This window comes from Candidatus Effluviviaceae Genus I sp. (genome assembly GCA_016867725.1).
In the GTDB taxonomy this organism is placed as follows: domain Bacteria; phylum Joyebacterota; class Joyebacteria; order Joyebacterales; family Joyebacteraceae; genus VGIX01.
This window is the reverse complement of sequence record VGIX01000032.1, coordinates 1-21,881: the sequence shown is the minus strand read 5'-3', so window position 1 is coordinate 21,881 and position 21,881 is coordinate 1. Positions and strand designations below refer to the sequence as shown.

Genomic DNA, 21,881 nt, shown 5'->3' with positions numbered 1-21,881 from the left:
TCATCCCCCGCTCGAGCAGGAAGCAGGCGTGCGGGTCCAGCGACCCGCCCAAGTGATCGAGCATCCGTTTCGCCCCCCGCACCAGCTCGGCCGACCCGATGAGCGCTCCCGCGGCGACGTCGGAGTGCCCGTTCAGGTACTTCGTCCCGCTGTGGAGCGAGAGGTCGAATCCGTGCTCGACAGGTCGGAAGTTCACCGGGCTTGCGAACGTGTTGTCGATCATGGATACGAGGCCGTGGCGCTGCGCGAAGGCCACGACGCCATCGAGGTCCGGCACGCGCATGAGCGGGTTGGAGATGGTCTCCACGTAGATCGCCCGGGTCTCGGCGCGAAGCGCGCGTTCCCACGACGGAGGGTCGCCGGCGGCCACGAAGGTGTAGGAGATCCCGAGCCGCTCGAGGTCGTGCACGACGAACGTGTGTGTGCCTCCGTACAGCGAGTCCTGCACGAGAAGGTGATCGCCCGCGCGCAGGACCGAGAGCATCGCCGTGGTGATCGCCGCCATGCCGCTCGAGGTCACGAGCGCCGCCTCGGCGCCTTCGAGCGCCGCGAGCTTCTCCTGCACGGCCAGGTGGTTCGGGGTGTTGTTGAGGCGGATGTACCGGATGTCGTGGTACGTCGAGGCGCCCTCGTCCTCGTACATCGCCGACTGGAAGATCGGCGTGACGATGGCGCCGAGAACGCGCGGCGTCGGCGTGCCGGCGTGAACGGCGAGCGTGTCGATGCGCTTCCTGGTGTCAGCCATGAAGCCTCCGATGGCGGAACGGTCTGGGTGGATGCGCGGACCCGCGCCGTGCGGCGCCGCGTCACACGACGGCATCGTACACCAGCGTGACGGCGTCGCGCCAGCGGCTCAGACGACCGCGCTTCCGGGGGCGTGCTTCGTGAGGACTTCTCTGACCTTCCTGGCGAGCGTCTCAGCGGAGAACGGACGCCGGAGGACGTGCATGCCGGGATCGAGCATCTCGTCCCGGCCGGCGTCTCCGTTCGAGTAGCTCGAGATGTAGAGCACCTGGGCGCCCGGGCGCAGACGGGAGAGCCGGTCGGCCAGCCTGCCGCCGCCCATGGCGGGCATCGCGAGATCGGTGATGGCCAGGTGGACCGGACCTGCGTGCTCACCGGCCGCGCGGAGCGCGTCGAGCCCGTCGCTCGCCTGGATCACCGTGTAGCCGAGCCCCTTGAGGACCGTGCTCACGAACTCGCGCACGGGGGCCTCGTCGTCCACGACGAGCACCGTCTCCGTGCCGCGCGCCGCGCGCTCCGCGGTCGCGTCGGCCATCTCGCGGAGCGTGCGCGTCCCGGCCACCGGGAAGTGGATCCGGAACGTCGTGCCGCGGCCCGGAGCGCTCTGCACGTCGATCTCGCCTCCGCTCTGCTTGACGACGCCGTAGACCATCGCGAGCCCGAGCCCGCTTCCCTTCTCCTTGCCCTTGGTCGTGAAGAAGGGCTCGAAGATGCGGCCCATGACCTCCGGGGGCATCCCGGCGCCGGTGTCCGCGACGGAGAGCACGACGTACGACGCCGCGCGGCGGTCGGGGTGCGATCGCCTGAACTCCTCGTCCGGCGTCACGTTCTCCGTCCCGATCGCGAGCCGCCCTCCTGTGGGCATCGCGTCCCGCGCGTTCACGACGAGGTCCACGAGCACCTGCTCAAGCTGGCCGGGATCGGCCTCCACGAAGCCGGCCTCCGGGTCGAGGGAGAGCGTGATCTCGACGCGCTCGCTCACCAAGCTCTGCAGCATGTCCCTCATTCCGGCGACGAGCGCGTTGAGGTCGAGGACCTTCGGCTGGAGCATCTGCCTGCGGCTGAACGCCAGGAGCTGCTTGACCAGGAGCGCGGCGCGCCGTCCGCCGCTGAGGATCTCCGTGGCGCTCTTCGTCATCGGCGAGGCGACACCCTTCGCCCGCTCGAGCATGAGCTCCGCGTGGCCGTTGATCACAGTGAGGACGTTGTTCAGGTCGTGCGCGATGCCGCCGGCCAGCTCGCCGATCGCCTCCATCTTCTGCGACTGGCGCATCTGCTCCTCGATGCGTCGCTCGTTCGTCACGTCCCGCTTCGCAGCGACGTACTTCACGATGGCTCCCGAGGCGCTGCGGACCGGGGAGATGATGGCCTCCTCCTCGTACAGGGACCCATCCTTCCGCCGGTTCGTGAAGTGGCCGCGCCAGACCTCGCCCCGACCGATGGTCTTCCACAGGTCCTCGTAGAACGCGGGCTCCTGCTTGCCGCTCTTGAGGACCCGCGGGTTCTTGCCCTCGACCTCGGTCCGCGCGTAGCCGGTGATGCGCTCGAAGGACGGATTGACATACTCGATGACGCCGTCGGGGTCCGTGATGACGATGGCGTCCCCCGCCTGCTCGATGGCGGCCAGGAACTCCAGCGCGCGGTCGCGCCGCTCGATCTGCCCGAGCATGTCGTTGAAGCTGTCGCACAGGCGCCCGACTTCGTCGTCGCCGCGCTTGGTCACGCGCACGGAGTAGTCGCCCGTCTCGGAGACGCGCTGGGCGGCCCCGGCAAGGCTCGCGACAGGCTCGGACACGAAGCGCTGGAGCTTCGAGGCCAGCAGCACCGCAAGACCAACGGCGCAGCCCATGGCCGCGACGGCGGTGAGGACGGCAAGGAGCATGCGCTCCCTGAGCTCGCTCGTGTCGGCGCGGAGGACGAGCGTCCCGACGGCGTCGCCACCCTGACGGATCGTGACGAAGGCGTGCAGGTGGTCCCCGTGGAACGTCGCCCCGTCCATGCCGGGCACGGGGCATACCGCCGCCCCCGGCTCGGCCCCCGGCGCCTGATACTCGGCGAAGACGGAGCCATCCCCGGAGTAGACCCAGGCCTGCGCCACGAGGGGCTCGCGGCTCAGCGTGCTGAGGACTTCCTCCGCCGCGGTGGGATCGTCGAAGACGACCGCCGCCGCCGTGTTCGCGCCGACGACCTCGGCCAGGCCCGACACTCTGTTGACCATTGAGGTCCGCACATACGTGATGTCGCCCGTCAGGAGCACGGCCGCGACGACGACCACGACGACCGCCGTGGTCACGGCGGTGATGAGCGTGATCTTCGTCCGGAGGGGCATGTCGGCGTAGGATGCGTGTCTCACGCGCGCCGTTCCTCTTCGACGATCTCGGCAAGCCGCAGGAGCTTCGAGCTCACCTTGAGCCCGGCGCGGCCCGCCGCCCCGACGTTGATCTGGAACGCGACCTTTCCGTTCCTCACGACGAACCCGACGGCGCCTCCGGCCTTCGCGAACTCGGCGGCGTCGCTCACGGTGAGCACGGGCGACGCGCTCACCGCCCGCACGATGGCCGGCACCGCGGCCGCCTGGGACGCGCCGACGAACACGACGTGGCACCCGACGGCGCCGGACGGCGACTGGAGTTGGCGAACGACGATCGGCCTCCCCCCGGCGGACTTCCCGCCGGCGGACGCGGCGATCACCTGAACGTACGCCGCATCCCCGAGCACACCCAGGACGACCGGCGAGTCAGGCGACTCGAACGCCGCCGTGGGCCACTCGACGTACTGCGTGAAGCGGTAGAGGAAGGCGGCCTTCACATCGCGGTCGGTTGGCGGGTCGGCGGGGCGCGCCGTGGCCGGGGCGAGCGCGACGACCGCGGCGAGCGCCGCGAGCGCGACGAGCCGCGCCGTCCCCATTCCTGCGCCACGCGCGACCACGACGGGAACCTCCTAGAACCGCCGAGAGAGCTCGATCCGGAGCGTCCGGCCGTCCTGCTCGATGACGTCCTGAACGTGTTCCTCCGACGCGGGGTCCTGCCGCTTGCGGTCGAAGACGTCGTCGACCGACGCCGCGAGGGTCCACGCGCCGTCGTCGCTGCCGGCGAGAAGGTCGGCGTTCACGACGACGCACGCGTCCGCCGTGCCGCCGCGCACCGTCGGCCGGTCGCCGACGTACTGGACCTCCAGCGCGCCTATGAACCTGTCGTGCGCGAACGGCCGCGTCACGTGGACCTTCGCAAGGTGCTGCGGCGACCCGCTGAGGCGCTCGCCGGTCGCGCCGTCGCGCGCGGTCTGGTAGCTGTAACTCGCCCGTCCCCAGCACCCGCGGACGAACCGCTGCTCCAGCTCGACCTCGAAGCCGGCCGACTGCGCCCGGTCCGTGTTCAGGTAGACGAGCAGGCTGTCCGTGGGGTCGGTGGCCAGACCGATGAGGCCGTCGAACTCCATCGCGAAGACCGACACCGTCAGCTGAGACGTCCCGCCGATCCTGTGCTCGACCACCGCCTCGTACGATGTCACGCTCTCGGGGCCGAGGTCGGGGTTCGGCTTCTGCGTCTGCATCCCGTCGTGGTAGTAGAGCTCGTACGGACTGGGGGCGCGGAACGCCCCGCCGTAGATGAGCTTCGCGACGGTGCGCGTCGTCGGCGACCAGACCAGAGACAGCCGCGGGCTCCAGTCGCCGCCGAACGTGTCGTAGTCGTCGTAGCGCAGCCCGGCGTGCAGCGTCAGCGCGTCGGAGAGGCCGAACTCGTCCTGGAGGTAGAGTCCCCAGAACCGGCTCGATTCCAGACTCTCCAGGTAGCTCGTCCCATCCCCGTCGAAGTTCAGCTGGTCCAGCCGGAGGTTATCGCGGTACTCGCCGCCCAGCGAAACGAGGTGGCGCGTCCCGAAGCGGCGGATCACGAGCGCCTCACCACCCAGCCACCGCCCCTCGGTTCTGTCGTGGTTGAGATACTCGCCGTCGTCGAAGACGTAGTCGCCTTCGTAGGAGTAGGCGCCGTGCTGGACGCGCGCCAATACCGAGAGCGTCTCGGGCACGCCGCGCTGCCATTCGAGATCAACGAACGCCATCTCGTCCAGGGACCGGTTGCGTTCGTCATCGAGCACCATGCCCCACGCGCCCGTGGGGATGCCCTTCTCGCGCGAGCTGTAGATGGCCTGAACCGTGAGCGGCCCGTGCGTTGCCCGGGCGAAGGCGCTCCCGCTGCGCTCGTGGTCGTTGCTCGAGTAGCCGCTGTTGCTCGCGGGGTCGTCCAGCTCATGGAAGTGGAGCGTCCTGCCGTCACTGTCGCTCAGGCTGCCGGACACGAGGACCGAGGTGCGGCCCGGACGGGAGAACGTGACGCGGCCGCCCGCCGTGCCACCGCTCGCGACCTCGGCCGAGACATCGGCGCCCCGCGCGTCGCCCGCCTTCGTCACGACGTTCACCACGGCGAGAAGCGCGTTCGTGCCGTACAGCGACGAGCCCGGACCGTGCACGACCTCGATGCGCTCCACGAGCGCCGTGTCAACGGGAAACTCCCCGCCGACAGGACCCTGGTTGTAGACGGGGTCATTCACGCGGAAGCCGTCCACGAGCACCAGCACACGGCTTCCGTAGTCGCCCGGACGGAGGATCCCGCGCACCCCGACGTACTGGTAGTTGCGGTCGTACGCGGTGTAGAGGCCTCGCACGGAGGCGAGCGCGTCGCCGAGCGTCCGATAGCCGAAGCGCCGGATGTCCTCGGCGGTGATGACGCTGACGGACGAGGGGGCGGTGCGCGCGTCCTCGGCGTGGCGCGAGGCCGCGACGACGACGCGGACATCCATGAGCTCTTCAAGGCTCAGGTCGGCGAGGTCCGCGGACGACGGCGCGGCTGCGCTGCCGGCCTGGCACCACGCGAGCAGAGCCACGACGGCCGCCGCTGCGCATCCCCCGCGCTGCCCACCGGCGCCGACGTTCCACATCGCCCGCCACCACGACGCTGGCATGTCGCCTCACTCGATTGCTGAATGAGCATCATCGAGAGCCCGGTCGCTCCCGCAGGACATGGAGCATCCGGCGTGCCAACCCGCTGGTCGCCAACCTGCCGGCAGGCCCACCCTCTCGCGCGCTCGAGGAACGCCCGTCCCGCGCCGGCGTGAGGTATAATGCGACCATGCGCCTGCCCCGCGTCCTTCTGCCCGCTGACCGCATCGCCTCGGCCGAGGTCGCTCGCGGGCTTCGCATGCTCCTGCTCGACGGCGTGTGCTCCCAGACGATGCTCGTGCTCTCGGGCGGCGCGTTCCTCGTCGCGTACGCCATCCTCCTTGGCGCCTCCAACAAGGTCATCGGGCTCCTCTTCGCGATCCCCTGGGCCGCGCAGATGCTCCAGCTGCCCAGCAGCATCATCGTCGAGCGTGCCGGCCTCCGAAAGGCCGTCGTCGTCGCGAGCGCGGGCGTGAGCAGGATCGCGCTCCTCGCGATGGCCGCGGTGCCGTGGCTCTTCCCGGCGCCGCGTCGCCTCGCCGTGCTCGTCGTCTCCCTCGCGCTCTTCTGGGGGATCGGCGCGGTCGGCAACTGCGCCTTCAGCCCGTGGATGCGCGACCTCGTGCCCGACCGCGTGCGCGGGCGGTACTTCGGCAGAAGGCTCTCGCTCGCCGTCGCCGTAGGAGCCGCGGTGAGCGTGCTGGGCGGCGTCGGCGTGGATGCGTACCGGGCGCGCGTGCAGCCGGAGATCGGCGCCTACTCCCTGCTCCTTCTCGCTGCCGCCGCCGTCGGCTTCCTCGGGATCGCGTGCCTGCTCCGAGTGCCCGAGCCGCGCATGCGCCGCCCCGAGGCCCGCAGCGTCGGAGCCGCGCTGGTTCAGCCGCTGCGCGATGCCAACTTCCGGCGGCTCCTTCTCTTCCTTGGAACGTGGTACTTCTCCGTGAACCTCGCGACGCCGTTCTTCGCGGTCTACATGCTCACGCGGCTCCATCTCAGCATGACCTGGATCATGGTGCTCTTCCTCCTCAACCAGGGCGCGGTCGCGGCGTTCCTCAACGTCTGGGGCCGGCTCGCTGATCGGTTCAGCAACAAGTCCGTGCTCGCGGCCGCCGCCCCGCTGTTCATGGCGAGCACCGTCCTCTGGCCGCTCACCGGACTGCGGAGCTCGCCGGCGTTCGTGCTCGGGATGCTCGCGCTCATCCACGTGCTGGCGGGCATCTCCACCGCCGGCGTGATGCTCTGCGGGTGGAACGCCGCGCTCAAGCTCGCACCCCGCGCCTCCACCACGAGCTACCTCGCGACGAACGCTCTCGTCTTCGGCGCCGCAGCGAGCGTGGCGCCGATCCTCGCGGGCTGGGCTCTCGACTGGACCCTGGCGCAAGGAGTGGCATGGACGCTGGGCGGCGGCGGACTGCCGTCCCTCGCCATCGACGGTCTGGATCTCCTCTTCGTCGCGTCCGTCATCGCCGGTGCGGTGGCGCTCAGGTTCCTGAGTCGGGTCGAGGAGCGCGGGGACATCGAGGAGATGGAGGTCTTCGCGGAGCTGTACGCCGAGGCGCGCACCGCCGCGAGAACGCTCGCGAGCGCGGCCTTGTTCAGGGGCTTCGCGGGGTTTCCCTACGATCTCCTGAGGCGGCGACCGCCGGGCGAGCCGCCGAGCGGGGACGGCGCTCCGGAGTGACATCGGGCCGGACGCCGGCCACGCTCCCCCGCCCGACCGCTGACTGCAAGCCCACGTATCGCTCGTCGTCAGCATCATCATTGCCAACGCGCACACTATGTGCGTGCACGACAGGATGGTGTTGTTGTATACTGTCGCCCCGCGTGGGTCGGCAACGGCCGTCCGGTGACATCGCCGGCGAGCATCGAGCGGTGCGCGGGATGCGGCATCGGAAGGCGAGTGAACGAACGTGCACGGAAGCAGGAGGTGAGGCGGCCGCTCAGACCGGACTCGTGTGGATGAACTCCGCAGCATGCCCCCTGTGAACAAGGGAGAAGAGAGACAATGAGACTCGTTATCCTCGCTCTTGCAGCCCTGCTCGCTGTCACCGCGTGCGCGTCGGCGAACAGCGCGTCGCTGTCGAATGTGATGCCGGTGAAGGACGTGCCTCCCGTGATGCCCCCCGAGCCCGATGGAAAGACCCAGGGCGGCGACACGTTCGCCACGGCCTTCGTGATCGGCGCCGTCCCCTTCGACGACACCGGCACCACCGTCGGCTACGCCAACGACTACGACGAGTCCTGCCCGTACACGGGCTCGACATCGCCCGACGTCGTGTACAAGTACACGCCGACGACCACGCAGCTCCTCAACATCTACACCTGCAACTCCGGCTACGACACGAAGCTCTACGTGTACGAGAACACGTACACCCCGGGCGTGCCCTACGCCTGCAACGACGACAGCAGCCTCTGCTCCGGGCCGTCCTACAGGTCCTACATCGAGAGCATGTGGGCGTACGCGGGCAACACGTACTGGATCGTGGTTGACGGATACGCCGGCGACTACGGCGCATACGAGTTCCACATCCGTGCGGTCGTGCCGCCGCAGCCGTGCGACCCGAACTACTGCCCGCCGGGCGCGATCGTGAACCAGGAGCCGACCTGCTACGACGGTTACGTTGACACGTACAACGGCGGCTGCAACGTGACGCCCTACAAGTTCGACGCGCTCGCGCTCAACACGACGGTCTGCGGCGAGAGCGGCAACTACGACGCCAACTACTACCGCGACATGGACTGGTTCCACTTCACGCCGACGACCAACATCGTCGTCAACGCCTGCCTCTGCACGAGCTTCCCCGGCAGGATGTGGATCGGCACCACCGACTGCGTGAGCTACAACCTGACCTCGATCGCGACAACGCAGGGCTACCTCGGATGCATGACCTACGCGATGACCGCCGGCGTGGAGTACACCATCGTCGTGTCCATCGACGGCTGGCTCAGCATCCCCTGCGGCTCGAAGTACGTCCTCCGGTTCTACGAGGAGGGCTACTCGCCCGTCGAGAACACGAGCTGGGGCACCATCAAGGCGCTCTACAGGTAGGCTCTGCGGTCTCGGAAGAAGCGACCCACGCACCGCGCCCCGCCGGTCAAACCCGGCGGGGCGCTCGTTTGGTGGGCGGCCCGCGGGGTTGCCTTCAGGACCGCGCCGTAGTATGGTCGGACCTCGACGCACCGCGGCGGCGGAACGCGACGCACCCGTGAGGGGGGACTTCCATGAGAACCGTCAGCTCGTTCATGGACACGCACTTCAGGCACTTCAACGCGCGCGAGACCGTTGACGCGGCGAAGGCGTGGCGCCGTCACCTCGACGGGGGCGGCGAGATGCTCCTGGCGATGGCAGGGGCGATGAGCACCGGGGAGCTGGGGATCTCGCTTGCGGAGATGATCAGGCAGGACAAGGTCCACATCATCTCGTGCACCGCCGCGAACCTCGAGGAGGACATCTTCAACCTCTTCGCGCACGACGAGTACGAGATGGTCCCGCACTACCGGTCGCTCACGCAGCGCGACGAGGCGCGGCTCCGCGACAAGGGCCTCAACCGCGTGACGGACACCTGCATCCCCGAGTCCGTGATGCGCCACACCTACAGGCTCCTCGTCGAGCTGTGGAAGGACGCCGCGAACAAGGGGAAGCCGCGCTTCCCGTACGAGTTCATCTACGAGCTCCTCGACATCCCGGGGCTTGCGAAGAAGTACCAGATCCCGCCGGAGCGCTCGTGGGTCCTCGCCGCCAAGGAGAAGGGCATCCCCATCCTGTCGCCGGGGTGGGAGGACTCCACGCTGGGGAACATGTTCACGGCCCACGTGATGATGGGCGTGATCAAGAGCCACCGCGCCGTGCGGTCCGGCACCGAGCAGCTCGCCTACCTCGCGGACTGGTACCTCAAGCGCTGCAGGAAGGGCGTCCCGGTGGGGTTCTTCCAGATCGGCGGCGGCATCCCGGGCGACTTCGCCATCTGCGCGGTGCCGATGATCATCCAGGACATGCGGAAGAAGATCCCGTACTGGGCGTACTTCGCGCAGATCACCGACAGCACGACATCGTACGGCTCCTACTCCGGCGCCGCGCCGTCGGAGAAGATCACCTGGTACAAGCTGGACGAGAAGACGCCGAAGTTCAGCATCAACTCCGACGCCTCGATCGTCGCCCCGCTCATCTTCGCGTACGTCCTCGGACAGTAGCCGCTCTCGCCGGGCCGCCGGAAGCCGCGCGCGGACCGGCCGCCGCGGCGATCGCCCGCCTGTCGGGTGCCGGCAGGGCGGGCGCGCCCGCCTCAACGAGCCGCGCCGCGTCGAACCACGCCGCCGACCCTCCGGAAGCGATCCTGCCCGTCACGCGCGTCGCTCGGAACACGAGCATCGTCACGCGATGCCTCGTGACCGAGTACCGCGCTGCGACCGGCGGCCCGGCGAACCGGCACGAGACGCCGGTGAGCCGCCGCACTTCCGCCGTGAGAACCGCGGGGTCCGCGGCCGCTGGACCGTGGCTCCTCGGAAGCGCCCAGAGTCCCTTCCACCATCCCCTGGGATGCTCGCCGCGAACAAGGAGAACGCGCCCGCGACGGATGACGAGCGCCGACGCCTCCGTGACGCCGACCGAGGTGACCCGTCGCCCGGACCCAGGATACGCGGCCGGCCGCCCCGAGCGGCGCCCGAGGCAGTGGCGGCGAACAGGGCATTCGTCGCACCGAGGCGCCGGCAGGCACACCGTGGCGCCGAGCTCCATGACGGCCTGGTTCCAGTCGCCGGGGCGGGCGGGGTCGATGAGCTGCGCGCCCTCGGCGAGAAGTCGCCCCCGGCCGGCGGCCGTCGAGGCGTCCGCGCGGCGCGCGGCCACGCGCCCGAAGACGCGCGCGGCGTTCGCGTCGAGCACCGGCACGACCTCGCCGAACGCGATGCTGGCGACCGCCGCGGCCGTGTACTCCCCCACCCCCGGCAGGCCCCTGAGCTCGTCGGCCGTCGCGGGGAGGACGCCCTCGCGCTCCGAGACGACGGCGCGCGCCCCCTCGAGGAGCGCCCGCGCCCGGCGGTAGTACCCAAGACCCGACCACGCGGCCAGGACGTCGTCCTCCGCCGCCTCGGCGAGCGCGCGCACGCTCGGGAACCTCGCGAGGAACCGCGGCCAGCACTCCGCGACGCGCGCCGCCTGCGTCTGCTGGAGCATCACCTCCGAGACCCACACGGCGTACGGGTCCTTCGTCCTTCGCCACGGAAGGTCGCGATGATCCGCGTCGTACCAGCGGAGAAGCGCGCGGGAGAAGGTCCCCCGCCGCGAGGTGTCGCGTCTGTGCATGCGCTCCATGATATCACGCGATCCGCGGCGTCACGAGCGCGTCAGCGGCGCGCGAGCGTGCCCGCGATGCCCGGCTTGCGAAGCGCACCCGCGTCCGGTAGACTGTCCGACGCGGGCGCGAGCCCGCGCCCCAGATGAGGCCAACACGACCCGCCGCGCGCCGGCGCAAGGAGACAGCCATGAAGGAGAAGGAGACGTTCGGCCCGGGCGACAAGGTGCCCGCGACCGGCCGCTACCTCTGCGAGATCTGCAACACCGAGGGCGGCGTGGACGCCCACGAGTTCAAGGCCGGCGAGGAGTTCCCCCAGTGCATGAACTGCGGGTGCTCGACGAACTGGAGGAAGGCGCCCGCATCGAAGTAGCCCGCGCGAGGACGATCCTCCCATGGCGGACGGCATGAGGTGCCCGCGGTCCGGATCCGAGTTTGCCCGCTACTGGTCGCTCGACCCGGACGTTCTCTTCCTCAACCACGGGTCGTTCGGGGCCTGCCCCACGCCCGTCCTCGCCGCGCAGGCGCGCATCCGTGCCCGCCTCGAGCGGCAGCCGGTCCAGTTCCTCGTCCGCGATCTCGAGCCGCTCCTCGACGAGGCCCGCGCGACGCTCGCCGCGTTCGTGGGGGCCGATCCGGACGACCTCGCGTTCGTGCCGAACGCGACGACGGGCGTGAGCACGGTCCTCAGGTCGCTCCGCTTCGAGCCCGGCGACGAGCTCGTCACGACGAGCCACGAGTACAACGCCTGCCGGAACGCGCTCGACTTCGTCGCAGCGCGCACCGGCGCGCGCGTCGTGTTCGCCGACGTCCCATTCCCGTGCGACTCGCCCGACGACGTCGTCAGCGCCGTGCTCGCGCGCGTGACGCCTCGAACGAAGCTCGGCCTCTTCGACCACGTGACGAGCCTCACGGGCATGGTGATGCCCATCGAGCGGCTCGTCCGCGAGCTCGCGGCGCGGGGCATCGACACGCTCGTGGACGGAGCGCACGCGCCCGGCATGCTGCCGCTCGATGTCCGCGCGCTTGGGTCCGCCTACTACGTCGGCAACTGCCACAAGTGGCTCTGCGCGCCGAAGGGCGCCGCGCTCCTCTGCGTGCGGCGCGACAGGCAGGGAGCCGTCCATCCCCTGACCGTGAGCCACGGCGCGAACTCGACGCGCGCCGACCGACCGAGGTTCAGGCTCGAGTTCGACTGGACCGGGACGGACGACCCGACCCCCGCGCTCTGCGTCCCCGTCGCGATCCGGTTCCTCGGATCGCTCCTCCCCGGCGGCTGGCCGGAACTCATGGCGCGCAACCGCGCCCTCGCGCTGGCCGCGCGCACGCTCCTCTGCGAGACGCTCGACGTGGACCCGCCGTGCCCCGAGAGCATGATCGGGACGCTCGCGAGCGTGCCGTTCGCCCGCGGGCCGTACCGCTTCGAGACGACGGCGCTCGCGTTCGATCCGATGGAGAAGGCGCTTCGGGAGCGGTACGGGATCGAGGTCCCCGTCCTGGCGTGCCCGACGGGGCCCGGGAGCATCGTGAGGATCTCCGCGCAAATCTACAACTCGCGCGCGCAGTACGAGGTCCTGGCGCGGGCGCTCGGGGAACTCCTCGCCGAAGGACGCGCGGGCGCTACTCGAGCGTGATCGGGATCTCCGCGACGTAGAGGAGCTTCCGGTCGCGGTGCTCGAGGAAGCGCCTCAGCAGGAAGCCGACGTCCGGGACCACCGGCGCGTCGAAGACGACGTTCCCGTTCACCGACACGACGACGTTCCTGTCCAGCCGGAACATGTCCGGGTGCACGAGCACGCGGAACGCGCCGACGCGCGACGCCTCGACGTCCACGCGGTTGGCCGAGAAGCTCGCCCTCGCGAGGGCGGAAGGGAGTTCCCGCTTGAAGCAGTTGTAGGCGCCCGGCTCCGGGACGCGGCCGTCCAGAGCGACGCGCGCGCCGCCCCTGAGCACCGTGAGGCTGATGGGCCCGCCGCGCACGAGGCGCGCTTTGTAGTCGTTGAGGTCGTCTCCGGTCCTGATGGGCGCGCCGCCGCCCGCGACGATCACGTCGCCCGCGGAGAGCCCGACGCGCCGCGCGGCCGTGTCCCCGTCGGGCAGCCCGCCGACGAGCACGCCGTCTCCTTCGTAGCTCCAGTCGGGGAAGAACCCGACGCTCACCCTGTCGTCGGGCAGGGCGACGTTGAAGTCGCCGTGCCACGGTTCGGGGTCGCTCAGGCTCACGCGGTCGACGGCAAGCCAGCGGCATGCGCCGAACTCGGGGAGCGCGCTCTCCCAGACGATCCGCGTGGGGAACGGGTCGCGCGGGTGTCGCATGAGGAACGCGGCGATCCGCGGCAACTCCTCGTCGGCATAGTCGAAGTCGTGCCGGCCGGGAAGCTCGCGGTAGAACACCTCGCCGCCCGCCGCGCGCGCCATGTCGAGCGTTCGACGCATGAGGCTCGACGGATAGAGCTGGTCGTCGAACGTCGTGACCGCGTACACGGGCGTGTTGGCGAGGTTCGGAGCGTAGGTCGGGAGGTCGCCGTCGAGACTTCCGACGCCGATGTGACCGTTGAGCGCGACGAAGGCCGCGTAGTCGTTCGGCGCGACCATCCCGTACAGGAAGGCGGCCGACGCGCCGTCCGAGAACCCGCCGAGCCACACGCGGTCGTCGTCCACGTTGCACTCGCGCTTCACCGTCCGCACGAGGTCCCGGACGTTCGCCATGCCGACCCGGTCCCACCACGTCGCCCCGAGCTGCCCGAACGGGAAGAGCGCGATCCACCCCTCGCGCGCCGCGAGCGCGGCGAACGGGTCGTCGGCGACGTAGGCGACCGGGTCCTCCTCCGGCCGCGCGCGGGAGACGCCGCCGTGGAGCACGACGAGGAGCGGCGTGGGAACGGCCGCGTCGTAGCCCGGCGGCGCGACGAGCACCCACGGGAGCTCCAGCGTGTCGGCCACGGTGACCGAGCTCAGGATCGGCTCGCCGAGGGTCGCCGGCGCGGGGAACTCGGCAGCCTCGATCCGGGCCGCGACGTCGTTCCACGCGGGGCGCGCCGCGACGATCTCGCCGATGAGCCGCTCGGTGTCGGCGCCCTGCGGCGCGGCGAGAAGCTCGTCGAGGGCCGCCTGCCAGCCGCGGACTCCCGGCGCGGCGGGCGCGGCCTGCGCCGCAGAGAACGCGAGGGCGAGGACCATCCAGACGACGGCCGTTGCGCGGAGCATGGACTCACCTCCTACTGACCGGGACCGATCTCGTACACGCGGAACGCGGCCTGGACGTAGCGGAGCTTCGTCTCCAGGTTCTTGTTGTGGGCGTAGTTTCGCCTCGTGTCCGGAAGGAACGCCCAGTGGTCGCTCGCCGCCACGAGCGCGTCGCGAAGCTGCCACCTGTGCGTGTACGTCCTCCACGTGAGAGAGCGGATGGCGGCGACCTGCCCCGGCGTGAGGAGGTCCAGGTCCAGCCGGGGGATCTTCGCGGGGTCGATCACGTAGCGTCTGATCTCGGCTGCATCGAGGAAGAGCCTGACGTCGGCATCTCCGAGTCCCTCCGCTCGCCTGACGGCAGCCTTGAACGCCCTCGCGTTCGCGAATCGCTGGCCCACGAGCGGCGAGAGCGCCTCCTCGGAAGCACCCTGGGCCACGAGACGGGCGCGCGCCGGCTTCGTGATCTCGTACGGGATCGGCTGCTGCACCGTGAGCGTGAAGACGTTCTGCAGGAAGAAGAGACCGAAGAACGAGAGCAGTCCGGCCGCGACCGGCGTCGCGACCCATCCCCCTGCCACGCGCCCCAGGACCCCGAGTTTGATGTTCCTCCCGCCCTTCGCGATGGCGATCCCCACGATCGCGCCGATCACCGCCTGGGAGCTCGACACGGGAACGAGGGGGATGGCCGGGAGCCGGCGCGAGACGAGCCAGTCCCGGAGCCCCTCCGACGCGAACAGGAACAGGACGATCGAGTGCGCCGCCACGACGATGAGCCCGGCGACCGGCGTGAGCCTGAAGAGGTCCTTGCCGACGGTCATCATCACGCGCTTCGAGTAGGTGTAGACACCGGCCGCGATGGCGAGCCCTCCGATGAGGAAGAGGATCTGCGCGTGCGAGAACGACACCGCGCCCAGGAGCCGCACCGACCCCGCGGGCACAGCCGGGACGAACACGCCCACGACGTTCGCGATGTTGTTGGCTCCAAGCGCGTACGCGCCGAAGGCCCCGACGAGGAGAAGCCCGATCCGCGTGAGCGAGTCACGCTCGAGGATGTGCACCTCGCGCCGCGCCAGGAACCACCGAAGCCCGACGAACATGAGTCCGGCGAGCGCTGCGGCGAGGATCGGACAAGCGACCCACGTGGACACGATGGTGGCAAGCGAACCGGCGTCGGTCTGCGACCCCGTGAAGAGGTTCCAGCCGACGATCCCACCCACGATCGCCTGCGTGACGGACACCGGGAGACCGGCTCGGGTCATCCACAGAACGGTGAGACCCGCCGCGAGCGCGACCATGAAGGAGCCGCCGAGGGCGTTCACGGCGCCGAGCTCGCCCAGCGTGGCGGAGGCCCCGGCGCCCGACACGACGGCCCCGAGCACGACGAAGATCCCTGAGATGAGCGCGGCCGTGCCGAACTTCACCATGCGCGTGGCGACCGCCGTGCCGAACACGTTGGCGGCGTCGTTCGCGCCGAGGGACCACCCGAGGAAGAGAGCGCTGGTGAGATAGAGAAGGAGCATCCGGATGCCTCCGAACGCCGTCCCAGGTCGGGCCGGCGGCCTCAGCGCGACGGGCTAGATCGACCGCTTGATCGCCGAGATGGCGAGGCGGTCGCTCACCTCCTCCGCGGCGTCGGAGACCATCCCGATGCGCATCACGAACTCGCCGAGGTGCATCTTCCGGCTGAGATCGAAATCGGCCTGGAAGATGTCTCTGCGCAGCCGCTCCACGATCTTGTCGGCCTCCTTCTCCCAGAAGGCCACCTTGTGGACGCAGTCGGAGACGGAGGCCGCCCCGCGGAAGAAGCCGCGGATGCCCGCGACGAGCTCCTGCACGGCCCTGCAGCCGTAGTCGGCCAGCTCGACGTAGTCCCTGGCAAGACCCTCGGGGATCTGCGGCCGCTCCGCTGACATCCGCATGAGCGTCATCTTCACGGCGTTGATGACGGTGTCCGTGTGCTCGAGGATGCCCAGGACGTCGCCGCGCGACTCGGGGATCAACGTCTCGGCGTAGAGCTGGCGCTCGATGCCCTTTCTGAGGTCGTCCGCGTGCCGCTCGAGTTCCGTCACGTGCCTGCGGCGCGACTCGAACTCGTCGTGCCGGTGCTCGAGGTAGTCCTTCACGGCCTCGACGAAGAGCAGACCGACCTCGCTGGTGTGGTCCAGGTACTCGTCGATCTTCGCTTCAAGAAGCCTGGTCTTCGCGAACAGATGGGCCATGGTACGGCTCCCTCCCAGGACCGGCTCAGACGCCGACGCCCGGATGGCGCCGGCAGCCGGAGCATACCACGGCCAGGGCGTTGTTTGCGAGTTGACAGCCCCCGTCGCCGGTGTTAGACCGTCACCGGGGAGAACACCGATGGGCGCCGGCCGTCCCGTGGCGCGACGCCGGAGCCATGAGGAAGGAGGGCACCATGAGAGGCTTGGTCGCGGTTTCGGCGCTGCTCCTCGCAGCGGCGCTCCTGGCGGCGGGTCCTCCCGCCGCCGCGCAGACGGTCCATCTCGAGCTCGTCGGGGTTCCGGGAAGGGCCGACGTGCCCGTGCCGCTCAACTGCACGGTCTGGCACGAGCTCCATCCGAACCACTGCGCCCCGAGGCATCAGGACGACTACGCGGACGACGGCGACGGCTTCGTGAGCGTGTGCGATCGCCTGGTGCTCGACGGCGTGTCCTACCACATCGAGTGGATCGGTCCGACGTACTATCTCGAGGGGATGCCCGGGAGGCCGGGGAAGTACCTCGAGCCCATGGAGCCCGGCCGGGACGGCAGCCCCGTGTGCGAGACCTGGCACGAGGTGTACCCGAGCTTCTGCATCGCACACCACGTGGACGGCTGGGAGGACAACGGGGACGGCTTCCTGGGTCCCTGCGACATGATCCTCCTGGGCGGCGAGCTCTGGCATCTGCAGGAGGTCGGCTTCAACATCATCGTGACTCCCGAGTCGCCCGTGGAGCACGGGACCTGGGGGAGGATCAAGGACATCTTCCGGACCCTCTTTGGTTCTTGATGCGCTTCGGCAAGTGTGGTATAATCGCCCTGCGTTGGGGTGCGCGCCGCGATGCGCGAGCGGCGTGCGTGGTGTTGTCGAGCGGGCGGTGAAACGGCCCTGGCGTGCTCAGGGCAGGAGGACGGTGGAGATGAGAAACTGCTTCGCCTTGTTCGCTCTTCTGGGCGTCATCGCGCTGGCCATGCCAGCAGGCGCTCAGATCTATCTCGATTTCGCCGGGTCTCCCGTTGCCGGCGTCGCACGCGATGCCATCCCCGGCAACTGCTCCGAGTGGCACGAGCTGTTCCCCAACTTCTGCGTGATCCATCACCAGGACGACTACGTCGACAACGGTGACGGCATCGTCAGCGTCTGCGATGTCATCATCCTGAGCGGCATGAGGTACCACGTCGACTGGGTCGGACCGACCTACGAGCTCGAGAACGTCACCACCGGCGAGATGTCGTACTGGGAGCCCACGGTGCTTCCCCCGCTCCCGAATCCGTACTGCTCGGTGTGGCACCAGGTCGCTCCGGACTTCTGCTTCGCCGCGCACGTGGACGAGTGGCAGGACAACGGCGACGGACGTCTGAGCGAGTGCGACATCGTCTGGATCGGCGGGTTCCCGTACCACGTGGCCTCGATCAACCTCGACATCACCGTGTCCGAGGAGCCGAGCCCGACGGGCCCGCAGAGCTGGAGCAAGATCAAGGGTCTCTTCAGGACGTTCTAGGTCGGCCCCCGAGGGAGGCAACCGGCGCGGGGCCGGATCGGTTGTGGAGGGCAGTGGTGATCGGGCGTGAGGGCGCCCGAAGGGAGGAGACGCGATGAAGAGAGTGTTCTTGGCTGTGGTGCTGGCGGTGCTGGTCGCCGTGCCTGCGTCGGCGCAGATCTACCTCGAGTACACGGGCCCGCCTGGACGGAACATCCCGCCGAACTGCTCGACGTGGCACGAGCTGCACCCGAACTTCTGTGCGACGTCCCACCAGCAGCTCTACAACGACAACGGTGACGGCGTCGTGAGCGCGTGCGACCAGCTCGTTCTGGACTGCGGGTGCTTCCACGTCACGTGGGCCGGCCCGACCTACGTGCTCAGTTTCCAGGGCATGATCAGCTACTGGGAGCCGATCGGCGCGTACGGTCCCAATCCCATGTGCGAGACCTGGCATCAGGTCTATCCGGAGTTCTGCATGGCCGGCCACGTGGACGCGTGGGAGGACACGAACAGCGACGGTCAGATCTCCCCCTGCGACTTCGTGGTCATCGCCGGCATGATGTACCACGTCGTCGAGATCAAGCTGAACGTGCAGGTCACACCGCTGAGCCCCGTGGACGAGAGGAGTTGGGGCGCCATCAAGAGCCTCTTCAGCACCTTCTAGAGCAGGTCACGGTCTGAAGCACGAAATGGGATCCCGCCCGGCGCACCGCCGGGCGGGGTTCTCTTTGGGGGCTGAGAGGAGGTCCCTACTGCCCGAGCGTCCGGATCACCGGCGCCCCGATCCCCTTCCACTCCTCGACGCCGCCGTAGAACCTCTCGGTGTTCAGGAAGCCCGCCCGCGCCGCCATGGTCGAGGTGTTCCTGCTCCGGATGCACGATGGCCCGTAGCAGTAGGACACGACAGGGACCGTCGCCCTGTCGGCCTCCGGCCAGTGTCGCGCCACGGTCGCATCCAGCGAGTCGGCGAAGACGTGCGACTGCAGGTTGACCGCGCCGGGGATGTGACCGAAGGCGAAGTCGCGGTCGTGCCGCACGTCGAGGAGGACGAACGAGCGCGGCGGCGTGTCGGGAACGAGCAGCTTGGGCTCCCGGTTGAGGCGAGCGAGGATCTCCTCGGCGTGGACGACGCGCGTGACCGGCGACTCCGCGTCGGACACCCACTCGTCGAACCCGCCCGGGTAGAATCGGACCTTCACGATGCCCGCGCGGCGCAGCAGGAAGTAGCCGATGGCGCCGTCCTCGCTGCCCCACCCGTACACAACGAACTCGTCCTGGAGGTTCACGGGGTTCGACGGACGCGGCCCGAGCCGTGCGAAGGCCGCGCGCGTGTCCTCGGGGCTTCTGAGAGCGCCGTCCCGCGCGAAGAACTCACTGAAGTCGTACGGGAGCGCGTGCGGGACGTGGCCGGTGCGCGTCGAAGGCGCGGCGCCCGACGCCTGCGTGCGCTCGCCACCCGGCTCCTGCGGGAGACCTTCCCAGACATCCCAGCCGCGCGTGTCGACGAGCTCGTGACCGGTCTCGCCGTACACGGCAGCGACGTATGCGCGCGTGGCGATGCGGTCGCTATCCGGCTCGCGCGCCCACGCGCACGGCCGGAGCGATGCCTCGACCGTCTCGACCGGCCCGCCGCCGCGCGCCCACGCCGCCATGCCTCCCTCGAGCAGGGCGACCTCTCGCGCGCCTGCCGCCTCGAGGAACCAGAAGAGCAGCGCGGCGTCGCGAAGGTCCGGGCCTTCGCCGCAGCAGACGATCCTCTCGTCGCCGGACAGGCCCAGCGCGCCGAGGAATGCCGCGGCGACGGACACGTCGGGAAGCGCGGCCGCCGGCGCCGAGAGCGCCCCGGGGACGTGCCCGAGCAGGTAGGCGTCCCGCGGGCGGGCGTCGAGGACCACGACGTCACGCCCGGCGAGCGGCTCTCCGGAGACCGACGCCGTCACGTCGGGGTAATCAGGTTCCGGCACAGGTTCGGCCGGATCCCACGGCCACTGCGCCGCCGCCGGGCTCGCCGCGAGCGACACGACGAGGCACGCGGCGATCGCCCACGCGCGGCCGCCCACCGACCCGCGCCGCGTTGCGAAGTCAGCTCTCCTGCTCGTCATCGCGTCGCCCCTCCCGCCCCCTTCTGATCGCCACGGCGAGGCACACTGCGAACCCGCCGTACAGGATGACCGACACGATCACGCAGGTGATCCACGCTGAAGGCGACATCAGGCCCCCTCCTTCGTCCTGCCGGGCAGCCGCGCCAGCACCGCGGCCAGGACGATGATCGCCGCCACGAGCCCCCAGCCGCCGGCGAGAAGCGCCCAGGTCGGGTACCCGCCGTAGGCCGCTTTCATCTCACCCGCGATGTTGACGACGAGCGCGATGCCCAAAGCGATGGGGGTCAGCCACTTGATGAAGAAGTCCCACCACCACCCCACCCTGAAGTCCGACACCTCGTTGATGTACTCCTTGAGCTTCGCCGCCCCGAAGAACCACCCGATGAGGATGCACTCGGCCAGACCGATGACGACGAGCCCGTACTCGTTCATCCAGTGATCGACGATGTCGAGCCAGTAGAGTCCGGCTCCGGTCGTGAACACGAGCCCGACCAGGAACCCGACCATACAGAACCAGGTCGTGACCTTTCCCTGCGAGAGGTTCCACTTGTCACGTACACCGGCGACGGCACCCTCGACGATTGAGAACGCCGAGTCGATGCCGAGCGTGAGCAGCGTGATGAAGAAGAGGACGCCGATGAGCGGCGCCAGCGGCATGAGGCTGATCGCGGTCGGATAGACGACGAACGCGAGGCCCGGGCCGCCCCTGACGACGCTCTCGACGGGCACGCCCTGAACTTGCGCGAGGTAGCCCAGGACGCTGAACACGGCGAAGCCGGCGAAGTAGGCGTAGCCCGCGTCCGCGAGACCCGTCAGGAACGCGTTGTTGGTCACGTCGGAGCGCTTCGGCAGGTAGCTCGCGTACGCCGTGAGGATCCCGAACCCGAGGCTCAGGGAGAAGAAGACCTGCGCGTAGGCCGAGAGCCACGTCTTGGCGTTCAGCAGCGCGTTGAAGTCCGGCGTGAGGTAGTATCGCAGCCCCTCCATGGCGCCGGGCAGCGTGAACCCTCGTATCGCGATGATGACCGTCAGGAGCGCCGGCAGCGGCACGGTGATCATGACGACCTTGCCGACGCGAAGAACGCCCTTCCTGATGATCCAGTAGATCCACGCCCAGGTGATGGCGAGTCCCACGACGGCCGGCCACTGGATCGTACCAAGCGCTCCCGGGCCTTTCGTCAGGCCGAGGAACGAGTCGAAGAATGCCTGCGGGTTCTCCTTCCACGGCTGCGTGAACGCGAACGCCAGGTAGTTGAAGCACCACGCCATCACGACCGCGTAGTACGCGCAGATGGCCATCCCGATGCCGAGCGCCCACCAGCCGACCATCTCGAACCGGGGATCCACCTCGCGCAGTGACCCCGGCGCGGACTTCTGGAAGCGCTGGCCGAGCGCATACTCGAGCATCATGAGCGGGATGCCGGCCGTCAGCAGCGCGACGATGTAAGGAATGAGAAAGGCCCCGCCGCCGTTCGCGTACGCCTCCATGGGGAAGCGCCAGAGGTTGCCGAGCCCGATCGCGCTCCCCATCGCCGCCATGATGAACGCCGGCCTGCTCGCCCACCTGTCGCGGTGAGCCATGCTATCACCTCCGGATAGAGGCCCCGGTGCCGTGACCGATGTCGGCCAGTCTAGCGGAGGCGCAAAGCGGGGGCAATACGAGAGAGCCCCGCCGGCCGTGCCGGCGGGGCTCCGAACATGCATCACGCTGGGTGCGAACTAGCGATAGAGGGCCTTGATGCCGGTCCACGTGGATGCCGCGACGATGTGCCAGCAGCGTGCAAAGCTGGGGCCCGGGCGTCTCCGCCCGGGCCCCGCCGTCAACCGCATCGGATGCCCCACGAGCCTCGCGCCCGCGGGGACCCGCCTGCCCTACTTCAGCATCACGGCCTTCACCGAGCCCTGGTACCCCGGC

General features: G+C 69.5%; 19 protein-coding genes. 8 read left to right on the top strand and 11 right to left on the bottom strand.

What is annotated here, in order from left to right; all coding sequences use genetic code 11:
• The 4 genes from FJY74_07415 to FJY74_07400 form a co-directional block, all read right to left on the bottom strand.
• On the bottom strand, positions 1-745 hold a 745-nt coding region (locus FJY74_07415), incomplete at its 3' end, for a PLP-dependent transferase (protein MBM3308136.1).
• 108 nt (positions 746-853) lie between these two features.
• On the bottom strand, positions 854-3,097 hold the full coding sequence (locus tag FJY74_07410; protein ID MBM3308135.1) for a PAS domain S-box protein: 2,244 nt from the start codon (positions 3,095-3,097) through the stop codon (positions 854-856).
• Positions 3,094-3,672: a YfiR family protein gene (locus FJY74_07405; protein MBM3308134.1), complete on the bottom strand. Its 579-nt coding sequence runs from the start codon at positions 3,670-3,672 to the stop codon at positions 3,094-3,096. The genes FJY74_07410 and FJY74_07405 overlap by 4 nt, the downstream gene beginning before the upstream one ends.
• Before the next feature lie 12 nt (positions 3,673-3,684).
• Positions 3,685-5,706, bottom strand: coding sequence for a TonB-dependent receptor (locus tag FJY74_07400; protein MBM3308133.1), 2,022 nt, complete (start codon positions 5,704-5,706; stop codon positions 3,685-3,687).
• Positions 5,707-5,873: 167 nt separating this feature from the next.
• Here FJY74_07400 and FJY74_07395 point away from each other — a divergent pair, with 167 nt between their 5' ends.
• From FJY74_07395 to FJY74_07385, 3 genes are all read left to right on the top strand, one after another.
• Complete coding sequence (locus FJY74_07395; GenBank protein ID MBM3308132.1) at positions 5,874-7,364, top strand: MFS transporter; 1,491 nt, start codon at positions 5,874-5,876, stop codon at positions 7,362-7,364.
• Positions 7,365-7,688: 324 nt separating this feature from the next.
• Positions 7,689-8,732 carry a hypothetical protein gene (locus FJY74_07390; GenBank protein ID MBM3308131.1) on the top strand — a complete coding sequence of 348 codons (1,044 nt, stop codon included), beginning with the start codon at positions 7,689-7,691 and terminating at the stop codon, positions 8,730-8,732.
• Positions 8,733-8,905: 173 nt separating this feature from the next.
• On the top strand, positions 8,906-9,874 hold the full coding sequence (locus FJY74_07385; GenBank protein MBM3308130.1) for a deoxyhypusine synthase family protein: 969 nt from the start codon (positions 8,906-8,908) through the stop codon (positions 9,872-9,874).
• On the opposite strand, the gene FJY74_07380 is transcribed toward FJY74_07385, so the two are convergent.
• Positions 9,846-10,985: an A/G-specific adenine glycosylase gene (locus FJY74_07380; GenBank protein MBM3308129.1), complete on the bottom strand. Its 1,140-nt coding sequence runs from the start codon at positions 10,983-10,985 to the stop codon at positions 9,846-9,848. The genes FJY74_07385 and FJY74_07380 overlap by 29 nt on opposite strands.
• Before the next feature lie 179 nt (positions 10,986-11,164).
• Here FJY74_07380 and FJY74_07375 point away from each other — a divergent pair, with 179 nt between their 5' ends.
• Positions 11,165-11,347: a hypothetical protein gene (locus FJY74_07375; GenBank protein ID MBM3308128.1), complete on the top strand. Its 183-nt coding sequence runs from the start codon at positions 11,165-11,167 to the stop codon at positions 11,345-11,347.
• A gap of 22 nt (positions 11,348-11,369) precedes the next feature.
• Positions 11,370-12,608 carry an aminotransferase class V-fold PLP-dependent enzyme gene (locus FJY74_07370; protein MBM3308127.1) on the top strand — a complete coding sequence of 413 codons (1,239 nt, stop codon included), beginning with the start codon at positions 11,370-11,372 and terminating at the stop codon, positions 12,606-12,608.
• On the opposite strand, the gene FJY74_07365 is transcribed toward FJY74_07370, so the two are convergent.
• Genes FJY74_07365 through FJY74_07355 form a run of 3 tightly spaced genes read right to left on the bottom strand, consistent with a single transcriptional unit; the run spans position 12,595 to position 16,382 of the window.
• Entirely contained in the window at positions 12,595-14,181 is a 1,587-nt protein-coding gene (locus tag FJY74_07365) for a hypothetical protein (GenBank protein MBM3308126.1), read from the bottom strand. The genes FJY74_07370 and FJY74_07365 overlap by 14 nt on opposite strands.
• Before the next feature lie 11 nt (positions 14,182-14,192).
• Positions 14,193-15,683: an inorganic phosphate transporter gene (locus tag FJY74_07360; GenBank protein MBM3308125.1), complete on the bottom strand. Its 1,491-nt coding sequence runs from the start codon at positions 15,681-15,683 to the stop codon at positions 14,193-14,195.
• 54 nt (positions 15,684-15,737) lie between these two features.
• Positions 15,738-16,382, bottom strand: a complete 645-nt coding sequence (locus FJY74_07355) for a DUF47 family protein (GenBank protein MBM3308124.1) — start codon at positions 16,380-16,382, stop codon at positions 15,738-15,740.
• A gap of 194 nt (positions 16,383-16,576) precedes the next feature.
• Here FJY74_07355 and FJY74_07350 point away from each other — a divergent pair, with 194 nt between their 5' ends.
• The 3 genes from FJY74_07350 (at position 16,577) to FJY74_07340 (ending at position 18,528) form a co-directional block, all read left to right on the top strand.
• Complete coding sequence (locus FJY74_07350) at positions 16,577-17,170, top strand: hypothetical protein (protein ID MBM3308123.1); 594 nt, start codon at positions 16,577-16,579, stop codon at positions 17,168-17,170.
• Between the two features lie 130 nt (positions 17,171-17,300).
• Positions 17,301-17,882 carry a hypothetical protein gene (locus tag FJY74_07345; protein ID MBM3308122.1) on the top strand — a complete coding sequence of 194 codons (582 nt, stop codon included), beginning with the start codon at positions 17,301-17,303 and terminating at the stop codon, positions 17,880-17,882.
• A 94-nt stretch (positions 17,883-17,976) separates the two neighbouring features.
• Positions 17,977-18,528 (top strand): hypothetical protein, encoded by a 552-nt coding sequence (locus tag FJY74_07340; protein ID MBM3308121.1) that lies wholly within the window; start codon positions 17,977-17,979, stop codon positions 18,526-18,528.
• 85 nt (positions 18,529-18,613) lie between these two features.
• On the opposite strand, the gene FJY74_07335 is transcribed toward FJY74_07340, so the two are convergent.
• Genes FJY74_07335 through FJY74_07325 form a run of 3 tightly spaced genes read right to left on the bottom strand, consistent with a single transcriptional unit; the run spans position 18,614 to position 21,547 of the window.
• A complete protein-coding gene (locus tag FJY74_07335) occupies positions 18,614-19,966 on the bottom strand; it encodes a hypothetical protein (protein ID MBM3308120.1) in 1,353 nt (450 codons plus the stop codon).
• On the bottom strand, positions 19,947-20,075 hold the full coding sequence (locus FJY74_07330) for a MetS family NSS transporter small subunit (protein MBM3308119.1): 129 nt from the start codon (positions 20,073-20,075) through the stop codon (positions 19,947-19,949). The genes FJY74_07335 and FJY74_07330 overlap by 20 nt, the downstream gene beginning before the upstream one ends.
• Complete coding sequence (locus tag FJY74_07325; protein MBM3308118.1) at positions 20,075-21,547, bottom strand: sodium-dependent transporter; 1,473 nt, start codon at positions 21,545-21,547, stop codon at positions 20,075-20,077. Before FJY74_07325 ends, FJY74_07330 begins: the two co-directional genes overlap by 1 nt.
• Between the last annotated feature and the right edge of the window lie 334 nt (positions 21,548-21,881).

Coding starts and splice junctions, on each gene's coding strand:
- FJY74_07390 (MBM3308131.1), top strand. CDS start 7,689: ATGAGACTCGTTATCCTCGCTCTTGCAGCCCTGCTCGCTGTCACCGCG.
- FJY74_07370 (MBM3308127.1), top strand. CDS start 11,370: ATGGCGGACGGCATGAGGTGCCCGCGGTCCGGATCCGAGTTTGCCCGC.
- FJY74_07395 (MBM3308132.1), top strand. CDS start 5,874: ATGCGCCTGCCCCGCGTCCTTCTGCCCGCTGACCGCATCGCCTCGGCC.
- FJY74_07385 (MBM3308130.1), top strand. CDS start 8,906: ATGAGAACCGTCAGCTCGTTCATGGACACGCACTTCAGGCACTTCAAC.
- FJY74_07340 (MBM3308121.1), top strand. CDS start 17,977: ATGAAGAGAGTGTTCTTGGCTGTGGTGCTGGCGGTGCTGGTCGCCGTG.
- FJY74_07350 (MBM3308123.1), top strand. CDS start 16,577: ATGAGAGGCTTGGTCGCGGTTTCGGCGCTGCTCCTCGCAGCGGCGCTC.
- FJY74_07380 (MBM3308129.1), bottom strand. CDS start 10,985: ATGCACAGACGCGACACCTCGCGGCGGGGGACCTTCTCCCGCGCGCTT.
- FJY74_07325 (MBM3308118.1), bottom strand. CDS start 21,547: ATGGCTCACCGCGACAGGTGGGCGAGCAGGCCGGCGTTCATCATGGCG.
- FJY74_07375 (MBM3308128.1), top strand. CDS start 11,165: ATGAAGGAGAAGGAGACGTTCGGCCCGGGCGACAAGGTGCCCGCGACC.
- FJY74_07360 (MBM3308125.1), bottom strand. CDS start 15,683: ATGCTCCTTCTCTATCTCACCAGCGCTCTCTTCCTCGGGTGGTCCCTC.
- FJY74_07365 (MBM3308126.1), bottom strand. CDS start 14,181: ATGCTCCGCGCAACGGCCGTCGTCTGGATGGTCCTCGCCCTCGCGTTC.
- FJY74_07400 (MBM3308133.1), bottom strand. CDS start 5,706: ATGCCAGCGTCGTGGTGGCGGGCGATGTGGAACGTCGGCGCCGGTGGG.
- FJY74_07355 (MBM3308124.1), bottom strand. CDS start 16,382: ATGGCCCATCTGTTCGCGAAGACCAGGCTTCTTGAAGCGAAGATCGAC.
- FJY74_07335 (MBM3308120.1), bottom strand. CDS start 19,966: ATGACGAGCAGGAGAGCTGACTTCGCAACGCGGCGCGGGTCGGTGGGC.
- FJY74_07345 (MBM3308122.1), top strand. CDS start 17,301: ATGAGAAACTGCTTCGCCTTGTTCGCTCTTCTGGGCGTCATCGCGCTG.
- FJY74_07330 (MBM3308119.1), bottom strand. CDS start 20,075: ATGTCGCCTTCAGCGTGGATCACCTGCGTGATCGTGTCGGTCATCCTG.